Consider the following 17,297-nt stretch of genomic DNA (forward strand, 5'->3'; position numbering starts at 1 on the left):
CCATGGCTGCCGATCCCGATCCCGGAGCCGGCGCCCACGACCGCCGCGTCGAGCGCTGGACCCGCGACTCCGCCGAGTTGCGTGGCGACACTGCTGCGGTTTCGCCGGAGGAGGCGGCGCTACGGCGCTACCAGCGCTCCCGGACGTCGCGGGTGTCCCTCCCCCACCCTGCCCTCGCCCACCACCGGGCACCGGCGTGGGACCGGCGGCGTACCGTCCTCGGCGCCCGACTGGCGATTTCCCTGGCGCTGGTGGCACCACTGCTGGTCGTCCTCGGCGTGGTGGTCGGCCCGCTCGCGGCGAAGATCGTGTTGTGGGCACTGCTGGTGCCGACGCTCGGGCTGGCGGCGCACGATGCCCGGGCGCTGGTCGCTGGCCAGCGCGAGCACCGGTTGGTGCTCCGCGGCGGGCTGGCAGATGCCTGGTCCGACTGGGTGGGGGCCACTGGCCGACTGGAGGAACTCGACGGCGCCGCGCAGGCCCGCGCAGCGGTAGCCGTCAACGAGGACCGGATGCGCACCCTGGTCCAGTCCCTGGCCCGCGCCGAGGCACAACCGGGCCACCAGGACACACCCGAACAGGCCACGGCCCGGACCTGGGTCTACCGGACTTCCGCCAAGGCGGTCGCTCTGGTCGCCGCCGAGCGGGAACTGGAGGCCTCGGCACGCCGCGAACTGATGGCCGGCGAAATCGAACTGGCCCCCAATGGTGACCTCGATGCCCTCGATCTCGCCCTCGGCACTGCTCGCGAACTCACCAGCGGAGCAGACGATCAACCCCAGTGAACGGCCCCGCCCGGACGACGTACCACTGGGCCCCCGCCACCCGATCACGGTCGCCAGCACCACGCTCAGCCACGCCGAGGTGTACGCCGCGGCCGCGCGCGTGGCCGGCATGCTCTCCGGTCGGCGCCGGGTCGCGGTGCTGGCCCGGCCCACCATGGAGACGGTGGTGGCCGTGGTCGGCGCGTTGCGTGCCGGGGTCGAAGTGGTCCCGGTGCCGCCGGACTCCGGGGCCCGCGAACTCGCCCACATCCTCACCGACTCCACCCCGGACGCCTGGCTGGGCGCGGCACCGGCGGACCCGCACGGCCTTGGGGTCATCCCCGTGGACACCACGACCGTCGCTGCCGCCACGGAGCCGGCGCACCTCGACCCTGCACGCATCGACGCGGCGTACCTCGACGCGGTGCCCGGGGACCGGGTCGCGCTGGTCCTCTACACGTCAGGCACCACGGGAGCCCCCAAGGGCGTGCTGCTCACCCATGGCGCGATCCGGGCGGGCCTGGACGGCCTGATCGATGCCTGGGCCTGGACCGCCGACGACGTCCTGGCCCACGGGTTGCCGCTCTTCCACGTGCACGGGCTGATCCTCGGCGTCCTCGGTGCCCTCCGCGCCGGCTCCGGCCTGATCCACACCGGTCGTCCCGGCCCGGAGGCGTACGCCGCGGCCGCAGCCGGGGGTGCCACCGTCTTCTTCGGCGTACCCACCGTCTGGTCGCGGATTGCCGAGGCGCCCGAGCACGCCGCCGCCCTGCGCGGGGCGCGACTGCTCGTCTCCGGGAGCGCCGGCCTGCCGACGCCGGTCTTCGAGCGGATCCGCGAACTGACCGGCCACCGGATCGCGGAGCGCTACGGTATGAGCGAGACCCTGATCACCGTGGCCACCCGTGCCGACGGCGCCCCGCGCGCTGGCTGGGTGGGGACGCCGCTCGCGGGGGTGCAGACCCGCCTGCATGACGAGTCCGGCGCCCCGGTCCCCCACGACGGTGAGTCCGTCGGGCGGCTCGAGGTGCGCGGGGCCACCGTCTTCGCCGGCTACCTGAACCGGCCCGACGCCACCGCAGAGGCATGGACCGACGACGGCTGGTTCCGCACGGGAGACGTCGCCGTGATCGACCCGGAGGGGAGGCACCGCATCGTCGGGCGTGAATCAGTGGACCTGATCAAGTCCGGTGGATACCGGATCGGGGCAGGCGAGATCGAGTCCGTGCTGCTCGGGCATCCCCACGTGGCCGAGTGCGCGATCATCGGCATGCCGGATGCCGACCTGGGCCAGTGCATCGTCGCCTTCGTGGTGCCCGCTGCCGCGGCCGTGCTCGACGACCCTGCGCTGGCGGCGGAAACCAGCGCCGAGGTGACGGCGTACGTCGGGAGCGAGTTGTCGGCGCACAAGCGCCCGCGCGAGGTGCGCTTCGTGGCGTCGCTGCCGCGCAACGAGATGGGCAAGGTCCAGAAGAAGCGCCTGTCCGATTGACGGGCGCTGGGCTGCTCAGGCCCAGGCGTGCACGAACCCGGCCAGGAGCACAACGAAGCCGCCGATCTCACCGATGATCAGGGCGATCATGAAGCCGGTCAGGGCACCCGAGGGGTGGCGCAGCTGGTTGTCGGTGTCGCGGCGCAGGCCGTGCCACGTGTACGAGGCGATCGCCGCGACGAAGAAGAAGATCTGCACGAAGGCCGCGGCCAGGTCGACCACGGTGGGCCAGTCGCTGAGCTCGGCGAAGACCGCGATCAGCAGGATCGCGAATGAATACATCAGCGCGGCCCGGTGGGCGATGTCGATGTAGATGTGGGCCTGGGCCTGCGGGGAGCGCGAGATCTGGGCGTACTTCACGACGCCGAGCGCCAGCGCCCACACGAAGACGAATCCTCCGGCGAGCAGGACGAGACGGGTTTCGACCGCCAGGTCGGCCACGGTCATCGGCACAGCGTCATCGGCTCAGTACCAGTTGTGGCCCTGCTTGAAGGACCAGGCGGCGCACGGGGTGCCGTAGCGGTCCTGGATGTAGCGCAGGCCCCAGCGGATCTGGGTCACCGGGTTGGTCGCCCAGTCGGCGCCCTCGGAGGCCATCTTCTTGCCGGGCAGTGCCTGCGGGATGCCGTAGGCCGACGAGGTCGGGTTGTCGGCGTCGACGCGCCAGTTGCTCTCGGAGATGTAGAGCTTGTCCAGGCAGGTGAACTGGGAGTCGCTGAAGCCATACTCGGGCAGCAACAGGCGGGCGATGTCACGCGGGTCGGCGTCCGAGGCGTCCTCGGTGCGGGTGACCACGTTGGCCTCGGTGGTGGTCGACTCGAGCTGGGCCGCCTTCAGCGCGTCACTGTCGGTACGCCGGTCCGAGCGGGAGACCTGCTGGGACCGCTCGGGGACGTCGGCGTCGGCCGGCTCGGCAGCCAGTGCGATCTCGGGGAGCGTGGAGGCGATGTCGGAGGCAGCCGCGGTGATCTGCACCTTGTCGGTGCCCTGGAGCACGCCAGCACCCACGACCGCACCGGTGGCGGCAACGGCAACCGAGGAGAAGACCACGGACCTGCGCGCGCCGGAAACGGCGAAGCGCTTGGCGTTCAGCAGGCGTGGTTCACGGACCACCCGGTGCTTGGGCGTGTACTTCTGGTGCTTTGACAAGGGAGACCCACGGGTTGAGGACAGGAGGCGATCCGTGCCAGCGCGCTTCCCCCCACAGGACACAGCAGGTCACGGAAAGATCACGGACCACTGTGCCTGACGCGGCAGGGCGAGGCAAACCGACACCCCACCGCGGACGGGCGAGTCGAGTCACATCAGCCACACCCGACTCGCCCACCCCAGCGGTCACGCGAGACCGGTCACATCGTGACGTTCTCCAGCATCTCGGTGACCAGCGCCGCGATCGGGGACCGCTCGGAGCGGGTCAGCGTGACGTGGGCGAAGAGCGGGTGTCCCTTGAGCTTCTCGACCACGGCCACGATGCCGTCATGGCGTCCGACGCGCAGGTTGTCGCGCTGGGCGACGTCGTGGGTGAGCACCACCTTGGAGTTGGCCCCGATCCGCGACAGCACAGTGAGCAGCACGTTGCGCTCCAGCGACTGGGCCTCGTCGACGATGACGAAGGCGTCATGCAGCGAGCGACCGCGGATGTGGGTCAGCGGCAGCACCTCGAGCATGCCGCGGTCGAGCACCTCCTCGATCACCTCGCGCGAAGTGATCGCGCCGAGGGTGTCGAAGACCGCTTGGGCCCACGGCGACATCTTCTCGCTCTCCGAGCCGGGCAGGTAGCCCAGTTCCTGGCCGCCGACAGCGAAGAGGGGGCGGAAGATGACGACCTTCTTGTGCTGGTTGCGCTCCAGCACCGCCTCCAGGCCGGCGCAGAGCGCCATCGCGGACTTGCCGGTCCCGGCCCGGCCACCCAGGGAGACGATGCCGACCTCGGGGTCCAGCAACATCTCCAGGGCGATCCGCTGCTCGGCAGAGCGGCCGTGCACGCCGAAGGCCTCGCGGTCTCCGCGGACCAGGTGCACCTGCTTGTCGGGGCCGACCCGACCCAGCGCCGTACCGCGTTCGGAGAGGAGCACCAGGCCGGTGTGGCAGGGCAGGTCACGGGCGGTGTCGAGGTCGAGTACGCCGTCCTCGTAGAGCTCGTCGACCTGGTCTCCGGCCAGCTCCATCTCGGCCATCCCGGTCCACCCGGCCTCCGACTCGGCGACCCCTTCCGCCCGGTATTCCTGGGCGTCGAGCCCGACCGCGGACGCCTTGATCCGCAGCGGCAGGTCCTTGGAGACCAGGGTGACGTCGGCGCCCTCGTTGGCCAGGTTGCGCGCCACGGCCAGGATCCGGGTGTCGTTGTCCCCCAGCCGGAAGCCGCTGGGCAGCGAGGCCGGGTCGGTGTGGTTCAGCTCGACCCGGATCGTGCCGCCCAGGTCGCCGACCGGGATCGGGGTGTCCAGGCGCCCGTGGGTGACCCGGAGCTCGTCGAGCATCCGCAGGGCCGAGCGGGCGAAGTAGCCGAGCTCGGGGTGGTGGCGCTTCCCCTCCAGCTCGGTGATCACCACGACCGGGAGCACCACCTCGTGCTCCTCGAAGCGGTTGATCGCACCCGGGTCGGCCAGCAGGACGCTGGTGTCGAGCACGTAGGTGCGGGGCGCGGGCTGCTTCTCGTTGTCCACGGGTCTCACCTCATGAACCGGCGCGCGCACTCCCGCCCCGGCCCTAACTCGAACTGTCGGACCGGGAGGTGCGCCGCAAGCCGGAGTGCCGGCTCCCTCGCACGACAGTCACCGTGGTGTCTGTCCTCGGATCGTGATGCCTCACGAGCGGCCTCCTGGTGCGGCGAGCTTCCCCACTCGCCGGTGCACCGAACGTACGCCGCCGGGCACCGCGATTCGGGCGACACGCCCGAACGGGGGGCGACCGTTGGATGACATCTCGGTGTCGCCGGGACCGCGTGGTACGCCCGCGGCGTTGCGCGGCGCGTCAGGCGCCGAAGCGACGTTCCCGCTCGGCGTACGCCCGGATCGCGCGGAGGAAGTCGACCTTGCGGAAGTCGGGCCACAGGGCTTCGCAGAAGTAGAACTCGCTCTTCGCGCTCTGCCAGAGCAGGAAGCCACCGAGCCGCTGCTCCCCCGAGGTACGGATCACCAGGTCGGGATCGGGCTGGCCCTTGGTGTAGAGGTGCTCGCCGATCAGGTCGACACTGACGCTCGCGGCCAGTTCCTCCAGGGGCGTGCCGTCGGCCGCAGCCTGGGCGAGCAATGAGCGGACGGCGTCCGCGATCTCCTGCCGCCCGCCGTAGCCGACCGCGATGTTGACCAGGATGCCGTCCACCTCACGGGTCTCCTCGGCAGCCTGCTTGAGCCGCTCGGCGGTCTCCTGCGGCAACAGGTCGAGCGCGCCGACCGGGTGCAGCCGCCAGCGCTTCTGGTCGGCCAGGGAGGCGACCGCCTCCTCGATGATCGGCAGCAACGCCGCGAGTTCATCGGGTGGCCGGTTCAGGTTGTCCGTGGAGAGCAGCCACAGGGTGACCACCTCGATGCCGACTTCCTCGCACCAGCCGAGCAGCGGTTCGATGTTGGCCGCTCCGGCGCGGTGCCCCTGGGCGGTGTCGGCGCCCACCGCCTTGGCCCAGCGCCGGTTGCCGTCCAGCATCACGCCGACGTGCTTGGGCAACTTGTCCTGCGGCAGGAACTTGACGACCCGTGCCTCGTACGCCGGGTAGAGCACCCGCCTGATCGCCCGCTTCAGATCTGCCACACGTCGATGCTAGCGCCGCTGACCAGCAGGACCCGGGAGATTGCCACGCCACTCTTCGCGGTGAGTTTCCTCTCAGGAGGTGCGAACTCAACCTACGGTGCCGTAACTTATGGTCCATGAACGAGATCGTGCAGAACCGGTTCGACGAGGCGGTGGACCGCGCCCAGGAGAAGATCGCCCAGATCAAGCCCAAGCTGCGCGGCTGGCTCCACGCCGGCACCGCGCCGCTGGCCCTGGCGGCCGGCATCGTCCTGATCGTGCTCTCCCCCACCACGGAGACCCGGATCGCCTCGACCGTCTTCGCGATCAGCGCACTGATCCTCTTCACCGTCTCGGCGATCTATCACCGGGGCACCTGGTCCCCGAAGACCTGGGCGTTCCTGCGTCGCTTCGACCACGCCAACATCTTCATCCTGATCGCGGGCACCTACACCCCGTTCTCCGTGCTCTTCCTGGAGGGCGGCGCCCGGATCACCCTGCTGGCAGTGGTCTGGACCTGCGCCATCGGCGGCGTCTTCTTCCGCGTCTTCTGGACCGACGCGCCCCGCTGGCTCTACACCCCGATGTACATCGGACTCGGCTGGGCAGCCGTCTTCTTCATCCCGCAGTTCATCGAGGGCGCGGGCAAGTTCAACACCGGGATCGCGGTCAGCGCCCTGGTCCTGGTCGCCTCCGGCGGTGTCCTCTACACCCTCGGCGGCGTGGTCTACGGCCTCAAGCGTCCCGACCCGGCACCGACCTGGTTCGGGTTCCACGAGATCTTCCACACCTTCACCATCCTGGCCTTCGTCACCCACTACGTCGGCGTCTCGCTCGCGACGTACTCCCTGCGCTGACCCGGTCCGGTCACAGTGCCGTCGGGTCGGTGACCGGGCGCGCGCAGACGAAGTCGCGACAGACGTACGCCGCCGGGCGGCCGTCGACCTCGGTGCGGCCAATCAGCAGCGCGATGTCGTCACGCCCTGGCTCGGCAACCACGACCACGGCTCCGTGGCGCCGCCGGGCGGCCAGTTCCAGGTCATCCCGGGCTGCTCCCGGAGCACCGATGACGGCGATCTCCTCGGGACCCTCGAGCATCGCCTCGGCCGCCGACAGCGCCCAGCCAGCGAACCTCGGGGCCCGCTCGGCAACGGTGGCCAGCACCGCCAGCGCCTCCTCGGCCGCCGTGCGGTGCGGCCCGGAGCCGGTGATCGCTGCATAGGTGGCCAGGGCGTGCACCATCGCCGACTGCCCCGACGGGCTCGCGTTGTCGGAGATCTCGCGGGGACGGGAGATGAGTTCCTCCGCGTCGTACGCCGTGTCGTGGAAGCCACCGTCGTCGGCCCGGAACCGGTCCAGTGCGTCATCGAGCAGCACCCGCGCCCGCTCCAGCCACACCGCATCGCCGGTGGCCTGGACCAGGGAGAGGAAGCCGGAGGCGACGCAGCCGAGGTCCTCCAGCACCGCGGCATGGCGCCCGACGACACCATCGCGCGAGACCCGCCGCAGCCGGCCGTCGACCAGGTGCAGGTCCCAGAGCAACTGGCCCGCGGTGGCCGCGGCTGCGACGTACCCGGGCCTGCGCAGCAGCGTGCCTGCCTCGCAGAGCCCGGTGATCGCGAGGCCGTTCCAGGCCGCGACCACCTTGTCGTCGCGCTCGGGGCGGACCCGTTCCTCCCGAGCTGCCAGCAGCCTGGCCTTGACCTGTGCCAGGCGGGCCAGGTCGTCCGGGTCGGTGCGCAACTGCAGGGTGGAGGAGCCGTGCTCGAAGGTGCCCGCCTCGGTCACGGTGAACGCCTCGGCTGCCCAAGCGCCGTCCTCCTCCCCCAGCGCCTCGACCAGTTGCGCCGGCGTCCAGGCATAGAACTTCCCCTCGACGCCCTCACTGTCCGCGTCCAGCGCGGAGGCAAAGGCGCCCTGGGGCGTGCGCAGTTCGCGGAGCAGGAAGTCCGCAGTCTCCTCGGCGACGCGGTTGCCGCCCCAGCGGGCGTAGAGGCCGAGCAACTGGGCGTTGTCGTAGAGCATCTTCTCGAAGTGCGGCACCACCCACCCCGCGTCGACCGAATAGCGCGCGAAGCCGCCACCGATCTGGTCATAGATCCCACCGCGCGCCATGGCCACGCAGGTGGCGTCGACCATCCGCCGGGCGATCTCGTCACCGGTCCGCCGGTGGTGGCGCAGCAGGAAGTCGAGCACCATCACCGGCGGGAACTTCGGCGCTCCCCCGAAGCCGCCGTTCTGGCCGTCGAACTCGCTGGCCAGTCGTTTCACCGCGGCGCCGAGCACTTCCTCGCCGATCCGCCCTGACTCGAGGCGCGCGGCCGCCTGCAGGTGGTCGCGGATCTCCGTCGCTGCCCGGCGTACGTCGTCCACGCGGTTGGCCCAGACGTCGACCAGCGCCTCCAGCACCTGGCGGAAACTGGCACTGCCGTGCCGGGGCTGGTCGGGGAAGTAGGTGCCGGCGAAGAACGGGTTGCCGTCGTGGTCGAGCACCACCGTCATCGGCCAGCCGCCGTGGCCGGTCATTGCCTGGGTGGCACCCATGTAGACCGCGTCGACGTCGGGCCGCTCCTCGCGGTCCACCTTGATGTTGACGAAGTGCTCGTTCAGGTACGCCGCGGTGGCCTCGTCCTCGAACGACTCGTGCGCCATCACGTGGCACCAGTGGCAGGCGGCGTACCCGACGCTCAGCAGGATCGGGACGTTGCGGCGCCGCGCCTCGGCGAATGCGTCGTCGCCCCACTCCCACCAGTCCACCGGGTTGTCCTTGTGCTGGAGCAGGTAGGGACTCGTCGCCGAGGCCAGTCGATTCGCCATGGCTCCAGACTAGGAGGGGTGGCCGCACTGGCAGCACGCAGGAAGTCCACGCTGCTCGCCTGGGAGGAGCAACGCATGACGCTGGCCGAGGCGGCACGGGAGCCCCTGAGCACACCCGGGCGGGATGAGGTCGAGAGCACTGATCTCCTCCCCCAGTCCAAGCGACGGCGGGCGGGGAGGGAGATTGTTGCGACGGTGTCGCAACCATCTGGCTGGGCCCGCAAAAGGTCAGATAAGAAATCCGCAAACGGTCGAGTCGGCAAGGCGAGCCGTCCTGCCTTGGCGTCATCACCAGCACCGGGGCCGGTGGCCTCCGCCCGGACGGCGTACACGTCATCCCCATCGGGACCCTCGGGCCCTGACCCCAGCCACGGCCACGGAGACGGAGACGCGATCATGTGCCGCGCCTGACAGGCGCATTCCTCGACACCAGTGTGAAGCCTTTCCGGCACCTGGTGCCGGAAAGGCTTCACTGCTTTCGCGCGCAAGTGATACGCCGGCCGCGTTGGTGGTCGGTCACGACTCACTGCGCAGCCACGCCAGGTCGACGGTTGCCCGGCGACGCTGTTCCCCCTCCATCTCATGGAGGCGAGGATCCTTGGTAAGGCGCAGCACGTAGGGGCTGCCCTTGCGGATCGTGCGATGCGTGACGGGGAGTTCGGCCGCGTCGATGCGCTGGTGGATGTGCTGCCGCCGATCGGCCCGCAATGGCCAGTCGAGCTCGGTCTCATCGCGGTCACTCAGGAATGCCTGCAAGCCCTCGCACAACTCACAACCGCAGCCCGACCAGGCGATCGACCAGTCATTGGCAAGGCGGGGCGGCGCCTCAAGCGCGATCTCCAGCCGTCGTACGGCGTCCTCGACCAACGCGCGCGGCGCTTCCGCGCCCAGGCGACGCAGCAGCGGCCTTTCCAGATCGAGTACGCCGTCGTCGTACGCAGCGAGCGTCCCGACGAACTCCCCGACCTGTTCATCACCTGACGTCGCGAAGAGCGCCGCTGCCGGGCTGACGAGCGGTTCCATGCTCGCTGCCCGAGCGCGAGGCCCCAACTCGAGGGCCAGGCTGATGGCGATCGCCATGCTGGCCCAGATCCGGCGGCACACATGGATGACGACGTCCTCCGCGCCGGACTCCCGCAGCGCTGGCGCAAGACCGGGCAAGGTCTCACTCGCCCACGTCCAGGGCCCGCGCCGGTAGCCGCCCACCGGGAACCACGCCTCGATCAGGCGCCGCCCCCAAGGTTTCCCATACCGCTCAACTGTCGTCGCGAGTGCGACCGCATGCTCGGTGCCCAGCACCTCGCCGCCGAGGCGGGCAAGGAGGTCATGGGCGAGATCAGGGTCATCCACGGCGTGGCCAATCGACAGAAGTGGAGTAAGCGGGCCCGCGTTGCCTGCTCCGAGGAGGCCGACCAGCTCTCGGGCATCGGCCCGGGCACGCTCGAGGTCATCCATGCTGCTCAGCCGCGCACCCAGTTCCAGCACCGCCTGGGGCAGGTCAGCCTCGGCCCGCGCAATGAAATCCCGCTCACCCGGCCAGAGCACGATCGCGGCTCGGCGGTACCAATAGTCGAGCGTGTTCCCATAGTTGCCCATGTAGCCCTCGTACTCGGATTGGTACGGCGCCAACGAGGCCGTCGGCGTGAGGGCACTGACCTCGCTCTCGTCGACCCCGAGCCTGATCTGCTCCCCACTGCCGGTGCCGGACCGTTTCCACCACCCCAGCGACACCTCGTCCTCGATCAGTTCGCCAACCTCGTACGCCGGTGCACCGTCGACGTTCCAGTCATCGGTATCGTCGTACGTGTGGCGCCACGAACGATGATCCTCCTCGGCAGTCCAGGTCTGATGCACCTCGGCGAGGGCGAGAGCGCTCAGTGCACCGACCCGATCAGCAGCCGCACGTAGGCGACGCACCCACTCGACATCACGTCCCTTGAGCCGACCGGAGGTCAACCCCCGCTGGCTGTACTGGTGGTCAAGGAGCACGACCAAGCGGTTGGGCGCGGGCAACAACTCATCCGACCAGCGCCGCGGCACCGGGGTGGAGAAGTGCTCACTGAGCAAGGACGCCAACTCCTCCTCGGGATCGGTCTCGATCGCCCCTGATTCCTGGCTGAGGAACACGTTGAAGGTCAACGTCACCCTCCGTCCCGAGCGGACCGGGCGAACCTCATGGACGCAATCGGCATAGAAGGCAACGAAACCGATCGACCCGCGATCAGAATGTCGGAACGACCGGGTCTCTGAACCGTGGCTCACCAGCAACTCGCCGCCCGAGTGGACTGAGGGCAACGACACCACCAGCGTCGCCACCATCTCGTCGCCCTTCTCCGAATCCTGGTGCGGCGCGAAGAACTGGTCCGGCCCATAGACGAGGAGTGCATGCATTTCGGCGCGAAGGCGCGCACCTCGCGGCAGCCCGAGACCCTCGTGCACCTCCAGCAGGACTTCGTCGAGGACCTGGTCCCATGCCCCACCCAGGGTCACCTGATCGGCCGTCAGCTCCCAGGTGTCACGCACCGAGGTGTCGGTCAGTGTCTCCTCACCCCGCCCGAACATGGCTGGCCGTGCGACCGATACCAGCGCCCGTTCCTGCGGTGCCCCCACCGGGAGCTTCACCGGGCCGACCCCATCCACCGACAGCGTCACGCCGGCTGCTGGCGCCGACGTCTCAACGCTGAATGATCCCGTCTCGTCGTCCCCGCGCAGCAGCAGCGCAATCTTCTCCCGAGCAAGTTTCGCCATGGCCGACAACCTATCGAGCAGATCCCGGCCGATGAACGGGCGAGGCGCCCTCGTACTGGGTCAACACGTGCCGCCTCGGCGTCGTACTGCGTCAACACGTGCCGCCTCGGCGGTCAGGCAGCCGGCTTGCAGACCCGGCAGACCGACAGGTGCAGGTTGTTCTCCCCGACCGGCACCAGGTCGTCGCGGTGCGCGATCAGGGAGCAGTCGCGACGGTGCATCGTGGTGCCGTCCCGGGTGGTCACCGGGATCGCCCCGACGTCGAGGCCGGCAGAGTCCACCGCGCTCGAGCGCGCTGTGACATCGGCCAGCACCAGCAACGTGTCAGCGAGCCGCTTGGACGACTCCCGGCCGTCGGCGGCGATCCGGGCCAGCCAGGCACCGAAGTAGAGGAAGCCGCCGACGAAGGTCAGTCCCAGCCCGAGCAGGCCCCCGGAGACCAGGTACGAGAGCTGGTCGTACTGATAAGGCGTGTTCGCCGCGCCGTACCAACCCAGGACGATCACCACCAGGCCCAGGGGCAGCATGATTGCCCCGGCCCAGAAGAGCACCGTCTGCAACAACGCGTAGTGGTTGTCCTTCAACGGTGCGGCACCAGATCGCGCCTCGGCACGCGGCAAGCTCGTTGCAGTCATCTCACATCTTCCTCAGGTCGGGCAGGCCGGAGTCCAGGCCATGCGGACAGGGAGCCCCGGCACCCAGTGCCAGCAGGCCGAGCTTGCGGAAATAGCTGCCCACCGCGGCAGCCAGTGCGATGCCACCGAAGAGCAGCATCCCGGGGATCGAGTTGAGCGCGGGCAGGCCCGGCGAAGCACTCACCGGCATCGCTTCGGGCAGGTCGTCGACCGCTCCCTGTGCATCCGGCGCGTCACCGGCCGGAGCGCCGGTGTCCACCCCGGTCGAGCCGGGGTCACCGCCGACGCCGCCGGCACCACCGTCGCCGCCGCCCACCTCAGTCGGTGAGGCCATGTCGGCATCACCTGCATCGAACTCGGGCAAATCGATCGGTGGAACGGTGTCGACACTGCTCTCCGCCATGCCGAGGGTCACCACCACCCGCGGCGCAAGGCTGGACAGGGCACCGACCAGCCCCTTGAGCGGCCCGGCCTCGTCGGGGATCAGGTCGGCGAGTTGCCCCACCGGCAGGGCGGAGAGGACCGGGCGCAACAGCTCGGTCTCGATCTCGATCCGCAGGCCCTCCGCCGATGCACTGGCCTGGTCGCCCTCGACCGTGCGGGTCGGCGTCGGCATCAGGATCCGCACCCCGAGCTGGGCAAGCGCCTTCAACGGGTCACTGCTCAGGCCGGGGATGGCGACCTTCTTGCCCTGGGCCTCGATGCCGTCCGGCCCCAGCCCGAACTTCTGGCCGGCCAGGGTCAACGTCCCGTAGTCGGCGGTCGTCTTGTTGGTGCCCTTGGTGCCGTCGCTGGTGCTGGTCGAGCGCAGGTCCACCCCGGAGATCGTGATCAGCCCGGAGAGCAGCTTGACCTCCCCCAGGTTGGACCGCGAGGTCGCCGTCACCTTGCCACCCGACGAGGTCGCCGAACTGGAGGCGGTGAAGCCGTCCAGGTCGACCAGGAGTGCCAACTCGGGCGGCAGGCCCGGGATGTCCCCACCCGGCTCCGCCGCGGGTACGCCGCCACCGACGCCCTTGCTGAGACCGCCGGCCAACTGGTCGATCAGGTCCTTGAGCGGATTGCCGCTGCCCGAAGACGGTTGTTCGGCCTTCGGCTGCACGTCGCTGTCGCTGGAGAACCCACCGGACGCGGTGGCGCTGCCCTCCTTCGAGCTGGTCCGCATCACCAGGCCCGGCATCGGCTCGTCAGCCATCGTGGCGGGCTCCGCCGGATAGGCGCTGTTCACCTGGACCGGATAGCCGTCCTTGACCAGATCGCTGGGCAGGCCCAGTTGCTCGAAGAAGGTCTTGATTCCCTCACCCATCGGGTCACCGGGCCACAGGTAACTGGCCCGGCCGGTGCTGGTGCCGGAGTCGGAGTAGGCCTTGGTGTACATCACCTTCATCTCCAGCTGCGGCTCTGCCGGGATCGGGAGCGCCGGCTCATAGATCTCGATCCGCAGTGGCGTCGCGCTGGTCGTGGCGACGTAGCCACCGAAGGTGGCACTGGGCGCCTCGTCATCCGCCTGCGCGGGCGCCGAAGCGGCGAGCGGCAGCGCGGCGGCGACCAGCCCTGCTGCGGCCGCGACGGCCAGTGCACGCGGTCGACGACGCGGACCGGCCAGGTGGGTGGAACGGGCACTCATGCGGCACCTCCGAGCATCACGTCTGCCATGGTCTTGCTGATCTCCCCGGGTTCGCCACTGGCCACGATCCGGCCCCCGACCATCACTGCTGCATAGTCAGAGACCCGCAACGCGGTCCGGGCGAACTGCTCGATGCACAGGATGGACACGCCACTCTCGGCAATCTGGCGCACCGATTCATAGAGCTCGTCCACGATGAGGGGCGCCAGGCCCATCGACAGCTCGTCGAGCAGCAGCAGCGCCGGGTCCGAGGTCAACGCCCGGGCCATCGCCAGCATCTGCTGCTCGCCGCCGGACATCGTCCCGGCGAACTGGTTGCGGCGTTCGTGCAGCCGCGGGAAGTAGGAATAGGCGGTCTCCAGGATCGCGGCCGTGGGCACCCCTGCGTACGACATCAACCGCAGGTTCTCCTCGACGGTGAGGTTCGGGAAGACCGAACGCCCCTCCGGGATCGTGCACAGGCCGGAGCGGGCAAGGTCCTCCGACGCCGCGCCCTTGACGTGTACGCCGCCGAGGTGGATGTCGCCGGAGGTCGCCGACTTCTGGCCGCCGATCACCTTGACCAGCGTCGACTTGCCGGCACCGTTGGGGCCCAGCAACGCCATCACCGACCCCTTGGGCACGGACAGGTTGACGCCACGCAGCACCTCGATCCGCCCGTACGCCGCGTGCAGGTCGATCACTTCCAGGATGGGAATGCTCATCGCGGCACCGCCGGGATCGTCGTGGTCTCGCCGATCACGTCGAGATCTGTCATCGTGGCCTGCCTGTCCTCGGGCTCGTCGTCGGCGGAGTAGCCCAGGTAGGCCTGCTGGACCCTGGGGTCGTTGCGGATCTCCTCGGGCGCGCCGGAGGCGATCACCGAGCCGAAGTCGAGCACGTGGATCGCGTCGCAGACCCGCATCACCAGGTCCATGTCGTGCTCGACCATCAAGATCGCCGCGCCGTCTGCGACCAGTGACTGCAGCAGGTCGCCGAATTCCCCGGTCTCGGATTCATCCAGCCCCGAGGACGGCTCGTCCAGGAGCAGCATCCGCGGGTTGCGGGCCAGGCAGCGGGCCAGTTCCAGCAGCCGTGCGGTCCCGGTCGGGATCGAGTCGGCGCGCTCGTTGGCATGGGCGCTGATCCCGACCCGCTCCAGGAGGGCGTCGACGTCACCCTTCGCCGAGCCGAACAGCCCGGTGAAGCCACCGGCGATGTCGCGGGCGACCCTGACGTTGTCGCGCACGGTCAGCGACCCGAACGCCTCCAGGCGCTGGAAGGTCCGCCCCATCCCCCGGTGCGCGCGCCGGTGCACGGGGGTGTTGGTGACGTTGCGCCCGTCGAACCAGACCCGGCCCTGGTTGGGCTTCTGCAGCCCGGTGATCACGTTGAAGCACGTGGTCTTGCCGGCGCCGTTGGGCCCGATCAGGCCGGTGATCTGGCCTGCCTCGGCGCTGAACCGGGCTTCGTTGACCGCGGTGACGCCGCCGAAGCGGACCACCACGTCCTCGACCTCAAGGAGTGACACGGGCGGGCTCCTCTCCTGCGGGGGCATCGAGCAGGTCGTCGACCAGGGGGTCGTCGACGTACTCCTCGTCGTGCTCGGCACCGGCGGCGACCAGTTCCTCGCGCGAGGCCAGCACCGGCAACTTCAGGTGCGGTGCAGCCATCACCCGCAGCCAGCGACCGAAGCGGAAGAACAGGTTGGAGAGGCCGTTCGGGTCACGCCCCAGGGCAACCGCACCGAAGCCGAGCAGGGCGAAGAAGAGCCCGGCCAGTTCCGGCTGCTGGCTCTGCAGCACGGGCAGCAGCATCAGGCCCACTCCGCCCAGCACGGCCCCGGTGACCGAGGTCATCCCGAAGACCACCACGAGCAGGAGCAGCGTGAGGCTGTTGAAGAACTGGAAGTCGGTGGCCCCGATGGTGCCGCGCAGGCCGGCGAAGAGGGCGCCAGCGATCCCGGCGATCCCGGCCGACATCGCGAAGAGGCCAACCCGGAACCAGCGCATGTCCAGGCCCAGGGTGCCGCACGCCGCCGGGCTGTCGCGCATGGCGATCAACACCCGTCCCAGCACTCCCCGGCGCATCGCCAGCAGTCCCACCGAGATCAGGATCAGTGCTGCCGTCATCACCATCACGTGGGCGCCGATCGAGCTGAACTGGAGCCCGAAGACCTCCAGGCGCCCGGCCTCCAGTACGCCGTTGTAGCCGAAGGCGCGCTCGTCCTGGAAGAGCATCTTCTCCATCAGCACCGCGAACGCCATCGTGGCCAGGGCCAGGTAGAGCCCGGTCAGCCGGAGCACCGGCACCGCCACCAGCGCGCCGACCGCTGCTGCGACCAGCGCGGCCAGGAGCAGTCCGGTCAGGTTCGGCATGTCCAGCTTCGCGTAGGCCAGCGCACCGACACCGGCGAAGGTGAACTGGGCCAGCGACACGTGGCCGCCATAGCCGGTGAGCAGGACCAGGGAGAGCATCACGATCGCGTACGTCGCGGCGGTGCCGACCAGGAGCAGGTCCGAGTCCGGCATGGTCATCGTCAGGCAGCCGACCAGGAGGAAGAGGACCATCCCCCAGGACAGCGACTTCTGCAGAGAAGGGACCGGGGCCGAGACGATCCCCTTCACCTGGCCGATCCGCAGGTGCGCCTGTGGCATCGCGACCAGGACCACGAAGAGGAAGAGCGCCGGGATCACCGGTCGGATGCCCGACCAGAACCCGTCCGTGGGCAGGTAAGCGACAGCGTACGACTCGAGGATGCCCAGGGTCATGGCCCCGACGAAGGTCCAGGGCAGGCTCTTCAGCCGACCCAGCATCGCCGCGGCGTACGCATTGATCACCAGCAGGGTGAGCTGGTAATACTCCAGGCCCACCACCGGAGCGAGCAGGATGCCCGCCAGTGCCGCCAGGGAAATGCCGATTGCCCAGGAGAGCGCGGCCACGGTTTCGGGCTTGCCGCCGAAGAGCTTGAGCAACTCCGGATTGTCCACTGCGGCCCGCATCGCGGTGCCGATCCGGGTCCGGTTCAGCAGCAGGTAGAGGCAGATCGCGACCAAGCCGGAGAGCAGGATGGTGATCGCCTGGTGACCGGTGACATAGGTGCCACCAAGCGCCCAGCCCTGCTCAGGAAGGAACGACTCGAGGACCCGTGACTCCGGGGGCCAGATGTACTGCGCAACACCGATGAGCCCGACCAGCATCCCGACCGTCACCACCAGCGCCACCGAGACCGGTCCCTCTCCGAGCCCCTTGGTGACGAACTTCGAGATGAACCAGCCGATGGCGGGCGCCACCACGAAGAGGACCAGCACCAGCGCCAGCCACGTCGGCAACCCCTGGCGCACCGAGAAGTCCCAGAAGGTGAAGGCCAACACCATGCCGAAGGCGCCGTGGGCGATGTTGAAGACCCGGGTGGTGGTGTAGGTGAGCACCAGGCCACTGGCGGCGATCGCATAGGCGGCGCCGGTGAAGAGTCCCAGGATCGTGAAGGCGAACAGCGAGCTCAT

Annotated in this window: 14 protein-coding genes; 3 read left to right on the forward strand and 11 right to left on the reverse strand. The window is 69.6% G+C overall.

Annotation, left to right across the window (positions count from 1 at the left end; all coding sequences use genetic code 11):
- Positions 1–2: 2 nt before the first annotated feature.
- Both Q9R27_RS09740 and Q9R27_RS09745 read left to right on the forward strand, forming a co-directional pair.
- A complete protein-coding gene (locus Q9R27_RS09740; RefSeq protein WP_311252181.1) occupies positions 3–785 on the forward strand; it encodes a hypothetical protein in 783 nt (260 codons plus the stop codon).
- Positions 718–2,256: an acyl-CoA synthetase gene (locus tag Q9R27_RS09745; RefSeq protein WP_311252182.1), complete on the forward strand. Its 1,539-nt coding sequence runs from the start codon at positions 718–720 to the stop codon at positions 2,254–2,256. The genes Q9R27_RS09740 and Q9R27_RS09745 overlap by 68 nt, the downstream gene beginning before the upstream one ends.
- Positions 2,257–2,271: 15 nt before the next feature.
- Here the strand turns inward: Q9R27_RS09745 and Q9R27_RS09750 are convergent, their stop codons facing one another.
- From Q9R27_RS09750 to Q9R27_RS09765, 4 genes are all read right to left on the reverse strand, one after another.
- Entirely contained in the window at positions 2,272–2,703 is a 432-nt protein-coding gene (locus tag Q9R27_RS09750; RefSeq protein WP_311252183.1) for a hypothetical protein, read from the reverse strand.
- Between the two features lie 18 nt (positions 2,704–2,721).
- Positions 2,722–3,405, reverse strand: coding sequence for a lytic transglycosylase domain-containing protein (locus tag Q9R27_RS09755; RefSeq protein WP_311252184.1), 684 nt, complete (start codon positions 3,403–3,405; stop codon positions 2,722–2,724).
- Positions 3,406–3,605: 200 nt separating this feature from the next.
- Positions 3,606–4,931, reverse strand: coding sequence for a PhoH family protein (locus tag Q9R27_RS09760; protein ID WP_397219666.1), 1,326 nt, complete (start codon positions 4,929–4,931; stop codon positions 3,606–3,608).
- Between the two features lie 298 nt (positions 4,932–5,229).
- Complete coding sequence (locus tag Q9R27_RS09765; RefSeq protein ID WP_311252186.1) at positions 5,230–6,006, reverse strand: isoprenyl transferase; 777 nt, start codon at positions 6,004–6,006, stop codon at positions 5,230–5,232.
- A gap of 116 nt (positions 6,007–6,122) precedes the next feature.
- On the opposite strand from Q9R27_RS09765, the gene Q9R27_RS09770 reads away from it, so the two are divergent.
- Positions 6,123–6,842, forward strand: a complete 720-nt coding sequence (locus Q9R27_RS09770; protein WP_311252187.1) for a hemolysin III family protein — start codon at positions 6,123–6,125, stop codon at positions 6,840–6,842.
- Between the two features lie 10 nt (positions 6,843–6,852).
- Here Q9R27_RS09770 and Q9R27_RS09775 read toward each other — a convergent pair whose 3' ends face one another.
- The 7 genes from Q9R27_RS09775 to Q9R27_RS09805 form a co-directional block, all read right to left on the reverse strand.
- Positions 6,853–8,802 (reverse strand): thioredoxin domain-containing protein, encoded by a 1,950-nt coding sequence (locus tag Q9R27_RS09775; RefSeq protein ID WP_311252188.1) that lies wholly within the window; start codon positions 8,800–8,802, stop codon positions 6,853–6,855.
- A 516-nt stretch (positions 8,803–9,318) separates the two neighbouring features.
- Positions 9,319–11,550, reverse strand: a complete 2,232-nt coding sequence (locus Q9R27_RS09780; RefSeq protein WP_311252189.1) for a 2OG-Fe(II) oxygenase — start codon at positions 11,548–11,550, stop codon at positions 9,319–9,321.
- A gap of 113 nt (positions 11,551–11,663) precedes the next feature.
- Complete coding sequence (locus Q9R27_RS09785) at positions 11,664–12,185, reverse strand: hypothetical protein (RefSeq protein ID WP_311252190.1); 522 nt, start codon at positions 12,183–12,185, stop codon at positions 11,664–11,666.
- Position 12,186: 1 nt separating this feature from the next.
- A complete protein-coding gene (locus Q9R27_RS09790) occupies positions 12,187–13,812 on the reverse strand; it encodes a choice-of-anchor P family protein (protein WP_311252191.1) in 1,626 nt (541 codons plus the stop codon).
- Complete coding sequence (locus tag Q9R27_RS09795) at positions 13,809–14,516, reverse strand: ABC transporter ATP-binding protein (RefSeq protein WP_311252192.1); 708 nt, start codon at positions 14,514–14,516, stop codon at positions 13,809–13,811. Before Q9R27_RS09795 ends, Q9R27_RS09790 begins: the two co-directional genes overlap by 4 nt.
- On the reverse strand, positions 14,513–15,322 hold the full coding sequence (locus tag Q9R27_RS09800; protein ID WP_311252193.1) for an ABC transporter ATP-binding protein: 810 nt from the start codon (positions 15,320–15,322) through the stop codon (positions 14,513–14,515). The genes Q9R27_RS09795 and Q9R27_RS09800 overlap by 4 nt, the downstream gene beginning before the upstream one ends.
- Complete coding sequence (locus Q9R27_RS09805; RefSeq protein WP_311252194.1) at positions 15,309–17,297, reverse strand: ABC transporter permease; 1,989 nt, start codon at positions 17,295–17,297, stop codon at positions 15,309–15,311. Before Q9R27_RS09805 ends, Q9R27_RS09800 begins: the two co-directional genes overlap by 14 nt.

Source organism: Nocardioides sp. AE5, from assembly GCF_031844485.1.
Classification (GTDB): domain Bacteria; phylum Actinomycetota; class Actinomycetes; order Propionibacteriales; family Nocardioidaceae; genus Nocardioides.